Genomic DNA, 10622 nt, shown 5'->3' on the forward strand with positions numbered 1-10622 from the left:
AGTTGCTTTAGAAATAGTGAACAGCTAGGAGAAATTCATAATCCTGAGTTTTCAATGCTCGAATACTATACCTTAGGTTATGACGAAAATGATTCAATTGCCTTAACAGAAGATCTATTAAAAGCAATTAAAAGGCCAACGACTCCTAGTTATGCTCTTCCACCATTTATCAAAATGAGTGTTAATGATGCAATAAAAAAGTATGCAGGACTTGACCTTGACGCCTTACAAGAATATGAAAGCTTGAAGCAAGCAGCTGAGAAGTTAGGTCTCTATGTTCCACCAAACGAAGAGTGGGATGATACGTTTAATAGAATTTTTATCAACTTTGTAGAGCCTTCTCTTCCAACGGAAAAGCCTGTTGTATTAACTGACTATCCATACCAAATAGATTGTCTTGCAGAAAAATATATAGATAGACCTTATAGACATCGTTGGGAAATGTATATCAATAAGACTGAGGTTGCTAACTGTTATAAAGAAGAAACCTCAAAAGAGATAACTAAAGCCTATTATTTGAAAGAATATGAACGCTTAGTTAATCAAAGAAGCGTTAATAATCTACCAATTCCTAAGATTGATTCAAGTTTTTATGATTTAAATATCCCTAAATCAAGTGGTGTTGCCATTGGACTTGATCGACTATTAATGTGCATTTTGGGAAAAGCCGAAATAACACCTTTACTTTTATTTCCTCTTTCTGATATGATACATGACGGACTATAAGTCAAAAAGCAATAAGAAAATAAACTAATATTTGAGGTATAATAATGATTAAAGCAGGTCAGATTGATAAGGGTACTGCACTTTTGATCAAAGGTCAGCCTTTTGTTTGTATCGATCGCGAATTCGTTAACCCAGGTAAGGGTTCTGCATTCGTTCGCTTAAAGCTCAAGAGCCCAAGCACAGGTCAGGTTCTCGCAGAGACTATGAAGTCTCAGGATAACGCAGAGGACATCACAGTAGAAGATAAGGATTTACAGTATCTTTACAATGATGGAACAAACTTTGCTTTCATGAACGTTGAATCTTTCGATCAGATTGAAGTTCCTATGGCATCTTTCCCTGATTACGAGTACTTCATGAAAGAAGGTGAGACTTATCGCGCAACTTTCTGGGAAGATCAGGTTCTTGATATCATAATCCCAGCAAAAATCGTATTCACAGTTGCTGAAGCTGAAGAAGCTGTTAAGGGCGATACAGTTCAGGGTGCTACAAAGTATGTAACAACTGAAACAGGTCTCAAGGTTAGAGTACCAATTTTCATCAAGCAGGGTGAAAAGATCCGCGTTAACACAGAAACAAAAGAATACCTTGAAAGGGTAAACAAATAATTAACATACAGCGGCTCCATTTTAGAGCCGCTTTTAAATTAGTATGAAAGAAAAAGATATTTTTGTAACTTATTCAAAAACAATTGAAAAAGCTACACGTGAGCTTTTAGATAATTTAGATATTGAAAATGAGATTCCAAACAAGAATGCTAAAATTGGCATAAAGCCAAATCTTGTTGTTGCTACAACTCCTGAAACAGGTGCTACAACTCATAATGAGATAATTAAAGAATTAATCTCATACTTAAATGATAAAGGATACTTTAACATAATTATTATTGAATCCTCATGGGTTGGGGACTCAACAGAGAGAGCATTTAGAGTAAACAACTATAAAAGCTTTAATGTTCCACTTGTTGATGTTAAGAAGGATAGCTATGAAAAAGTAAGTGTTAAAGGTCTTACAATGGAGATTTCTAAAACTGCTTTAGCACTCGACTACTTAATTTCTCTGCCTGTATTAAAGGGACATTGTCAAACCTTAATTACCTGTGCTTTAAAAAATCAAAAAGGTCTATTATCAGATAGATCAAAAAGACAATTTCATACTTGGGGCTTAATGAAGCCAATTGCAGCTCTCAATGCAGCAATAAAACCAAACCTTATTATTGTTGATTCTATCTGTGGTGATTTAGATTTTGAAGAAGGCGGAAACCCTGTAGTAACTAATCGTCTTATTATGGGTAAGGATCCAGTATTAATTGATACCTATGCAGCCTCTTTACTTGGTTATGATAAAGAAGATATTGAATATATCCCACTAGCAGAGAGCTATGGTGTTGGTTCAACAGATATTAGTAATGCTAATATCCAGGTACTGCAAAAGCCAGAAAATGTATCAATGCCTCTTCCAACTGGAGCTTGCAGAAGCTTAAGCAAATATGCAGATGCTAAGGATGCTTGTTCAGCTTGCTATGCTTCCTTAATGCATGCCTTAAAACGTTTAAAAGAAGATGGCTTAATTAACAGGCTTGAAAGTAAGGTTGCAATAGGACAGGGATGGAAGGACAAAGAAACAAATATTGGTGTTGGCAAATGTACTTCATGTGCAAAGATTAACGTAAAAGGATGTCCACCTTCTGCCAAAGCAATTTATGATTCACTTAGTGATCTATTTTTCTGAGATCACTAAGCCAATTATTACTAAAACAGTTCCTGCAATCATATTTAAGGTTAAACCTTCATTTAAGAAAAAGTATGAAAATACTACTGTGATGGCAGGAACTAAGTATATATATACTCCACTAACAAGCGCTCCAAGAGCCTTTATTGCATAGTTCCAAACTGCAAAGCAAATTGCAGAAGCTCCAAGGCCAAGATATAAAATATTTAACAATACATCTAAAGACGAAAAATCTTTAACTTGCACATCAAAACCAAGTATTAAAGAAATTGGAATTAATACAATTAAACCATAGAAGAAGGTTCTTCTTGTAAGAATAATTGTGTCACTACAATCCTTACTCGCTCTTTTTATAAATACAGAATAAAAACCCCACAAGATAGCTCCGAGTAAGGCAAGCAAAAATCCATAGGTATCAAAGGAAAAGGAACCTTCCTTATAGTTCATTAATGCAATTCCAACAATTGCAAGAACAAAACCTAAAAAGAAATTTAGTGTTAGCTTTTCCTCTGATTCCTTTAATAGTCTAAATGTTAAAGCAATGAAAAATGGAGCTGTAGAAACAATTAAAGATACATTTCCAGCACTAGTATATTCAAGCGCATAGTTCTCAGCTAAGTAATACAGAGCTATACCAAATATTCCTGCACAAAACGCATTTAATTCCCACTTAAGTCCTTTTAGTTCTACCCTCTTAGGTTTTATTATCCAAAGTAAAATATACCCCATTAAGAAACGAATTACCAAAATCTCAATAGGTGTGAAGTACAAAAGAACGACCTTTGTTGAAATAAAGGTCGTTCCCCAAATTATAGCACATAGGAGTGCTGCTATGTGTCCTAATATTTTTTTATTCACCGTCTTCTGGTTCTCCACGGTCAACCTTACTCATTGTAATAAATGCTATAGTCATAAAGATTGCCGCATAGATAAATAAGCTAGGATATCCAAAGATGTCAATACATGCACCAGAAAGAGGAGGTGAAATAATTGAAGCAGCTTGAGAGAAGAAGTAGTAAAGTCCTGTATAAATACCTACAGTACTAAATGTAGACATCTGCCAAAGCATTGGGAATGAGTTTGTAACAATTGTAACCCAGAAGATACCAAAGCAGAAAAGTAATGCCCAGAAAGTAAGAAGCTTAACAGTTGGTGGTAAGCTTTTTAGTAATACACCATGTAAGAATACTAAAATTAATACTGTAACTAAGCAAATTAATGCACCTCTAATTGTCTTCTTTCTACCATGCTTATGAGCAAACTTTCCAGATGGGATAGCAAAAATAGCATAAGCAATACCAACCATACCTGCAGCTAATGATGCAGTTCCAGATGAAGTTCCTAAAACTTCAACTGAGTATTTTCCAACAAATGGAAGTACACCTTGGTATGCAATAAACCAACAAAGTAAGCTAATTAAGATGTAAAGTGCAGATTTATTCTTTTCACCTAATACAACCTTTAAACTCTTAAGGATTGGTTCCCTCTTCTCTTCTTCCTCTTTATCATCTGGTCTAACTGTACTTTTTTTCTCCTTAACAAAGATAAAAAGAAGAACAACAGCAATAATTACAAAAATAGAAGCAACAGGGAAAGCAAGTACGTTATCAACAACACCGAACTTTGGAAGAGTTACTTTAACATTCATAAGTCGTGCAAGTAAAATTGTTCCTAAGATTGTTGCTATTCCACCCATTGTATTAATAACACCATTAGCTTCACTTCTTAAGTCTCCTGGTACCATATCAGGCATAAGAGCAACTACAGGACCCCTTACAGCCTGTTTTGCAAGATTTAGTACAAAGATTAATAGTACTAATGCCCAAAGAGATGAAAGAGCAGAAATAGGAATTAATCCAAATGCTAAAGCTGCTAGTGGAAGAAGGGTAATGATAAATGGCATTCTTCTTCCAATTTTTGTATCAATTCTATCACTGAAAGCTGAAAAGATAGGTATTAAGAAAATTGCTAGTACGTTATCAAGAGTCATTATAGTACCAATTAAGGAATTAGATGATATATATTTTCCTAAAAAAATAGGAACATAGGTATCATATAAAGGATCCATCAAACCCATCGTAAAAAAGCCAAGTCCAATTAAGAACGTTGTAAGATAGTAGCCTTTTAAACTCTTTTTTTTGCTCATATTACCCCCTTGGTTACATATTTGATAGAGCCATTATAGCAAAGAAATTGTTCTACTTGCATTGATCTTAAAAAAATTTTACAACAATTGTTATGATTTTGACTAAAGAGGACTTAATAAGCAAACTTAATTTGAAGGCGGATGAAGAAGCTTGGTTTAATTCACCTTCATCACTTCCACTTAAAATAAGTGACTACTACTTCTCACTTATCGAAAATAAAGAGGACGATCCAATTCGAAGACAAGTAGTTCCATCTTGTCTTGAATGTGTAAATGATGCATCAATTGATCCCCTTAAAGAAGTGAAGAACTCTGTAACAACTAGACTTATCCATAGATATACAAATAGAGCAGCTCTCTTAACAACAGATAGATGCTTTACCTATTGTAGACACTGCTTTAGAAGACGTTTTACAGGTTTAGATTCAGGACCAATTAGCGAAAAGGAAATTGATGAAGCCGCAAAATACTTATCAAAGCATAGTGAAATAAAAGAGCTCCTTCTTACAGGTGGGGATTTATTCACTCTCCCACTTTCACGCCTTGACTATCTTTTTAAGAAACTAAAAGAGGTAAGACCTGATATTATACTTCGCCTCTGCACTCGTGCAGTTGTAACATTTCCTGAACGCTTTACAGATGAAGTAATGGAAACTATAAATAAGTATAACTATGGTGCTCCATTTATGCTTCTTACACATTTTAATCATCCAAGAGAATTAACTAATGAGTCTATTGAAGCAGTAAATAAATTTCTTTCACTCTCTATTCCAGCCTTTAACCAAACAGTGTTGCTTAAAGGTGTAAATGATGATGTTTCTACCCTTGAAGAGCTTTGTAATAAGCTACTATACAATAGAATAAAGCCTTACTACTTATTCCAAGGCGATCTTGTACAGGGGACATCACACCTTAGAGTAGATATAAAAGATGGAATCTTACTTGATAAAGAACTTAGAAAACGTCTTTCAGGACTTGCGATGCCTCAGTACACGCTTGATTTACCAGAAGGAGGAGGCAAAATTGTTCTTACTGAAAATCATTTTGTAGCTGAGGATGAAAAATACTATTACTTTACAACTCCAGAAGGAGAAAGTAGAAAGTACCCTAAAAAAGATAAGCAGGTCGATTAAGACCTGCTATTTAATTATTTAAGATTTTTCAAAACATTCTTTATTGCTTCTTCTCTTGCACTTGCTCTTACCGATACAAATTCAGCTTCACTTACTGCCATATTCTCTAGTTTTGGAGCTTTTACAATTGGATCTGTAACAATTACAGGAACTTCAGGAACTTTCTGATCAACATAGTTTTGAACCTTATCATTTACAAGGGAATCGATATTAGCTAATACTCTTTCAACAACATCAACTACTATTTCTTCTTGCTTAGCAGAAACTACTTCATTAACAATTGCTCTAACAGAGTCTTCGTCAACACTTGCCTTTTGGCTCTCAAGTAGTGCTTTAACATCATTTAAGATTTCAGTATTTCTTTCATCGACTTCACTTAATGCAGCATCGATTTCTTCATAAACAATCTTTAATACGTCTTGAGTTAGCAAATCCTTATCGCTTGAAATCTTATCAAGAACAATAGAAGTAACAGTATCGATGTCAAAGCCTTCTTTTGCTGCAAAATCTTTATATACTGCAACAGTTACAGGTTCAATTAATCTATCAACTAATGAATTAATTTCAAGAGAGCTTTCAAGTTTACTATCAACATTAGTAGTAATCTCATTCTTATATGATTCTAATAAAGAATTTAACTCGCTCTCATAAATTGAAACATAGTATTTAACTCTGTCATCAACTCTAGAAAGGACAACATCATCAACTTTAGATTCAATTTGCTTTACAAACTCTTCATCCTCAAGTAATGAAGCCTTAATACTATTTGTAAGCTTATCAATAAATTCAGGATCTTCAGTTAAAAGATTACGAACTTTTAATTCAAATTCCTCTTCTTCTGAAAGAGCTTTTACATCTGTCTTAAGAGGCTCAGAAACACTTACTAAAGGGGTACTCTGCCTTTCTCTTGCAGCTGAAAGCACACTGCCTTCTTCTGATGGCTTAACGACCCACATAGCGGCAAAAACAAAGATTGCCAAAACAGAAGTAATTGTCAACAATACTATACGAGAAGACTTACCCATTTATATAACCTCTACTTTTAAGTCTATCACAATATAATGATAGTTGTCGATAAAGATATTCTTTATCTTGGTCATTAATTATTGTAATAACTCTTTTGCCACTTTCAAGTAGACTAAGCCCAATTTCCTTTTGATTTCTATTTCTAGCTAAGAAATTTTCTTCAGTAATTCCATCTCTTTTTAATGCTCTTTCCAGTCTCATCTCTAGAGGTGCAAATACGTATAAGACCTCATCGCAAAGTCTCACAAGCCCCATAGACTCAAGGAGGGCTGCATTAATAACACAATTTTTATGCTCCTTTGTAAGCCTTTCTGTTTCTTCACACATCCAAGGATGAGTTATAGAATTTAAAATCTTTAATTTTTCAGGATCTGAAAAAACTATAGGTCCTAAGATTTTTCTATCAACTTCTCCATCCTTTAATATGGTAGAGCCAAAGGATGAAACTAATTCATCAACCTTTTGCTTCAAAGCTTCATGTCCAAGCTTATCTACATTAATTTCATAAAATCCTTCGTTTACTAAGAATTTTACTGCCTCATCCTTACCGCTACAGCTCTTTCCAACAACTCCAACTACCATTAGTGCATGTCTCCCCAACGCTTTGAAACCTCAATTCCCGCTTTAAGTGGTACATTTAGTTTTTCAGCATTTTCCATTCTGCTTCTAACAATCTCTTTAACAACATCTAATTCATTATCATAAACTTCAAGAATAATTTCATCATGAACCTGAAGTAATATCTTAGATTTTAATCCTTTTGTAGATAAATCAGAAGAAATTGCAATCATAGCTTTTTTAACTAATTCTGCAGCACTCCCCTGGATTACTGTATTAACAGCAACACGTTCTGCAGCACTCTTTTCATTTTTATTTCTACTATTAATTTGACTAACTGCTCTAATGTGACCGCCCATAGTTTTTACATAACCATTCTTTTCGCAGTCAGCAACAACGCTATCAACAAAGGTTTTTACCCCACAGTAGCGTTCAAAATAACGTTCGATAAACTCTTTAGCATCAGAGCGAGAAATACCAAGCTCATTTGAAAGTCTAAATGGTGACATTCCATACATAATTCCAAAGTTAATGGTCTTTGCAATTCTTCTCTCGTTTGTAGTTATTTCATCTACATTCTTTGAAAAGATTAAGGATGCGGTGTATCTATGAACATCTATGCCCTCATTAAAAGCTTTAGATAACTCTTCATCACCACTGATATGAGCAAGCATAACAAGTTCAATTTGTGAATAGTCCGCAGAAAGGAAAAGAGTTCCCTCCTTAGAAACAAAAGCACTTCGAATTAATCTTCCATCATCTGTTCGAATTGGAATATTTTGTAAGTTAGGATTTCTACTAGAAAGTCTACCTGTAGCAGTACCGGTTTGCAAATATGATGTGTGAATTCTATTATTTTCATCACAAAGCAGTGGAAGTGCATCAACATATGTAGATAATAGCTTTGCTCCTACTCTGTACTCTAAAAGTAAATCAATAATTGGATCCTTACCTTTTAATGCTTCTAATGTTGCAGTATCAGTTGAAAATCCTCTTTGAGTTTTCTTAACTGCCTCTAATCCTCTTTCTTCAAATAATACTTTAGAAAGCTGAATGGATGAATTGATATTAAAATCATGACCTGCTAAGGAGTGTATTTGAGCTGTTAATTCATCAAGCTTTTTACTAAGTCTTTCATCAAGCTGAGCCATGAATTCCTTATCAAGCAAAACACCTTCTTTTTCCATATCAACTAATACATCAATTAGAGGAAGCTCATATTCTTCAAATACTTTCTTTAAATCTTTCTCAACTAAAAGAGTATCGAAATATTTATAAAGTCTATATGTTAAATCAGAATCCTCAGCAGAATATGAGAGTGCATTATCTAAATCAACATATGAAAAATCTTCACCCTTTTTGACAATATCATCAAAGTGGATGGTATCATAAGCCAAGTATTTTGAAGCCAAATCGTCTAAGCTATATTGAGCTGAATTTGAGTCAATTAACCAAGCTGCAATCATGGTATCAAAATGTACATCTTTTATTTTGACTCCATATTTAGCTAAAAGCTCTATATCATACTTGATATTTTGTCCTACAACCTTAAGTAACCCTGTAGAAAAATAATCATTAAAAAGAGTAATTACATCATCAAGCTTAAGATATTCCTTTTGCTGAGAAATTAATGGACAATAGAAAGCCTTTTTCATTTCATAAGAAAAACTAAAGCCTACAAATTTAGCATCCTTAATTTCAGTACTAGTTGTCTCAGTATCAAAAGCAATAACTCCACCACTTCTTTTTGCACTTTCAAAATATGCTCTAACAACCTTAATATCAGTTAAGAGAGTATAAGAACCAACTCCTAAATACTCTTGAGGGGCAGTTTGAGTTGTTTTTTCCTCATTCTTTTTTACCGCTTCCTCCATGATCTTTCTTCCACCACCAGAAAGAGCTAAAGCAGTTTTTGCAAGATTATTACAATTTCTAGCAACGAAGTCCTCAACGCCTGCACCATAGTTTATTGTAGAAGTTAAGAATTCTGGGCTATCAAAGGTTTCAAGAGTAAATACACTAGAATCTAAAGTAACCAATGTCTTTGAAAGCATAGCACTCTCTTTACCTTGTTCAAGCTTACCTCTTAAGCCCTTTGCAAGAGAATCTAGGTGACGATAAATACCTTCAATAGAATTATATTCTTCTAAAAGCTTTACAGCTGTCTTTTCTCCAATACCCTTCACCCCAGGAACATTATCAGCACTGTCCCCTAGTAAAGATAAGTAATCAATTATCTGTTCAGGCTTAACTGAATAAGCTTCAATTACCTCATCCTTTCCAAAAAGTTCATACTTTGGCTGACCTTTTTTAGGTGGTCGCAATGCCTTAACATGGTTGTTAATAAGCTGTAACAAATCCTTATCAGCAGTAACCATTACAGTATCAATTCCAAGTCTTGTGGCATTAACAGCTAATGTTGCAATTAAGTCATCAGCTTCATATCCAACTTTACTAATTGTTGGAATATTCATCTTCTTTAAAGTTTCTAGAATTATAGGAATTTGAGCGTGTAAATCATCTGGAGTCTTATCTCTATTTGCTTTATATTCTGGATACATTTCATGACGAAATGTAGGCCCATTAGCATCAAATGCTATTACAAAATAGTCAAATTCATACTCCTTTAAAAGCATAAATATTGTGTTAAAAAAGCCAAAGAAAGATGATACGTTATTACCTTCCTTATCGGTAAGAGGACGATTAATGAATGCAAAGTAGGATCTATAAATTAGAGAATATCCATCAACGATATAAAGTTTTTTATCAAAAGGTTTATCATCAATTTCTGTTTTCTCTACTTTTTTTACAACTTCACTCTTTTTTTGCTGTAGCTTAAGTAGCTCCTGGTCAAGTTCTACTTGAGTAAATAAAGAATCCATCTTATCTCCTTATACTTCTAGTTCAAGCATATCATATGCGCTTTTAGCATCACTATAAAGACTATTAATCTCACTATAGGATGTTTCATGATTTATATGAGTAAAATATATATTTTTAGCACCAATTCGTTTTGCTGCATTATAAGCATCTGAAAAAGAAAAATGGGCTCCATGAGGCTTCTTTCTTAATGCTCCAATAACTAGTGTTTCAACACCATTTAATGCATCATAAGTTGTTTCTGGCATGTTGGAGACATCTGTTACATATGCAAAATTATCATCAATTCTATAGCCTAAAATTTCCATTTTAGTCATTCTTCCATGTTCAACAGCAACAGGAAGAACCTTAAAGCCACTAATATCAACACTCTTATATGGCTGTAATGTATGTGCTTCAAAGTGAGGAATTCCAGGGAACTG

Annotated in this window: 10 protein-coding genes; 4 read left to right on the plus strand and 6 right to left on the minus strand. The window is 33.9% G+C overall.

Annotated features, from left to right (window positions below; all coding sequences use genetic code 11):
- The 3 genes from SOY52_RS09150 to SOY52_RS09160 all read left to right on the plus strand — a co-directional run.
- A partial coding sequence (locus tag SOY52_RS09150) for an amino acid--tRNA ligase-related protein (protein WP_320848652.1) occupies positions 1-726 on the plus strand: 726 nt, incomplete at its 5' end.
- A gap of 44 nt (positions 727-770) precedes the next feature.
- Positions 771-1334 carry an elongation factor P gene (gene efp / locus SOY52_RS09155; protein WP_154426041.1) on the plus strand — a complete coding sequence of 188 codons (564 nt, stop codon included), beginning with the start codon at positions 771-773 and terminating at the stop codon, positions 1332-1334.
- Positions 1335-1377: 43 nt separating this feature from the next.
- Positions 1378-2457, plus strand: a complete 1080-nt coding sequence (locus SOY52_RS09160; protein WP_320848653.1) for a DUF362 domain-containing protein — start codon at positions 1378-1380, stop codon at positions 2455-2457.
- On the opposite strand, the gene SOY52_RS09165 is transcribed toward SOY52_RS09160, so the two are convergent.
- The gene (locus SOY52_RS09165) at positions 2446-3315 is read right to left on the minus strand and encodes a DMT family transporter (protein WP_320848654.1); all 870 of its coding nucleotides are present in this window, start codon (positions 3313-3315) and stop codon (positions 2446-2448) included. The genes SOY52_RS09160 and SOY52_RS09165 overlap by 12 nt on opposite strands.
- On the minus strand, positions 3308-4603 hold the full coding sequence (locus SOY52_RS09170) for an MFS transporter (RefSeq protein ID WP_320848655.1): 1296 nt from the start codon (positions 4601-4603) through the stop codon (positions 3308-3310). The genes SOY52_RS09165 and SOY52_RS09170 overlap by 8 nt, the downstream gene beginning before the upstream one ends.
- A 92-nt stretch (positions 4604-4695) precedes the next feature.
- Between SOY52_RS09170 and SOY52_RS09175 the strand changes: the two genes are divergently transcribed.
- Positions 4696-5736, plus strand: coding sequence for a KamA family radical SAM protein (locus SOY52_RS09175; RefSeq protein WP_320848656.1), 1041 nt, complete (start codon positions 4696-4698; stop codon positions 5734-5736).
- Between the two features lie 14 nt (positions 5737-5750).
- Here SOY52_RS09175 and SOY52_RS09180 read toward each other — a convergent pair whose 3' ends face one another.
- The 4 genes from SOY52_RS09180 to SOY52_RS09195 form a co-directional block, all read right to left on the minus strand.
- Positions 5751-6761: a hypothetical protein gene (locus SOY52_RS09180; protein ID WP_320848657.1), complete on the minus strand. Its 1011-nt coding sequence runs from the start codon at positions 6759-6761 to the stop codon at positions 5751-5753.
- On the minus strand, positions 6754-7344 hold the full coding sequence (gene coaE / locus SOY52_RS09185) for a dephospho-CoA kinase (RefSeq protein WP_320848658.1): 591 nt from the start codon (positions 7342-7344) through the stop codon (positions 6754-6756). Before coaE ends, SOY52_RS09180 begins: the two co-directional genes overlap by 8 nt.
- Positions 7344-10202 carry a DNA polymerase I gene (gene polA, locus SOY52_RS09190; RefSeq protein ID WP_320848659.1) on the minus strand — a complete coding sequence of 953 codons (2859 nt, stop codon included), beginning with the start codon at positions 10200-10202 and terminating at the stop codon, positions 7344-7346. The genes coaE and polA overlap by 1 nt, the downstream gene beginning before the upstream one ends.
- Before the next feature lie 9 nt (positions 10203-10211).
- Positions 10212-10622 (minus strand): MBL fold metallo-hydrolase (locus SOY52_RS09195; RefSeq protein ID WP_320848660.1); only part of this gene is annotated, 411 nt, incomplete at its 5' end.

This window comes from Bullifex sp., assembly GCF_034103065.1.
In the GTDB taxonomy this organism is placed as follows: domain Bacteria; phylum Spirochaetota; class Spirochaetia; order Sphaerochaetales; family Sphaerochaetaceae; genus Bullifex.

What these genes read in the sequence shown, in the direction of transcription:
- efp (WP_154426041.1), top strand. Translation starts at nt 771, where the DNA reads ATGATTAAAGCAGGTCAGATTGATAAGGGTACTGCACTTTTGATCAAA.
- SOY52_RS09160 (WP_320848653.1), top strand. Translation starts at nt 1,378, where the DNA reads ATGAAAGAAAAAGATATTTTTGTAACTTATTCAAAAACAATTGAAAAA.
- SOY52_RS09170 (WP_320848655.1), bottom strand. Translation starts at nt 4,603, where the DNA reads ATGAGCAAAAAAAAGAGTTTAAAAGGCTACTATCTTACAACGTTCTTA.
- SOY52_RS09175 (WP_320848656.1), top strand. Translation starts at nt 4,696, where the DNA reads ATGATTTTGACTAAAGAGGACTTAATAAGCAAACTTAATTTGAAGGCG.
- SOY52_RS09180 (WP_320848657.1), bottom strand. Translation starts at nt 6,761, where the DNA reads ATGGGTAAGTCTTCTCGTATAGTATTGTTGACAATTACTTCTGTTTTG.
- coaE (WP_320848658.1), bottom strand. Translation starts at nt 7,344, where the DNA reads ATGGTAGTTGGAGTTGTTGGAAAGAGCTGTAGCGGTAAGGATGAGGCA.
- polA (WP_320848659.1), bottom strand. Translation starts at nt 10,202, where the DNA reads ATGGATTCTTTATTTACTCAAGTAGAACTTGACCAGGAGCTACTTAAG.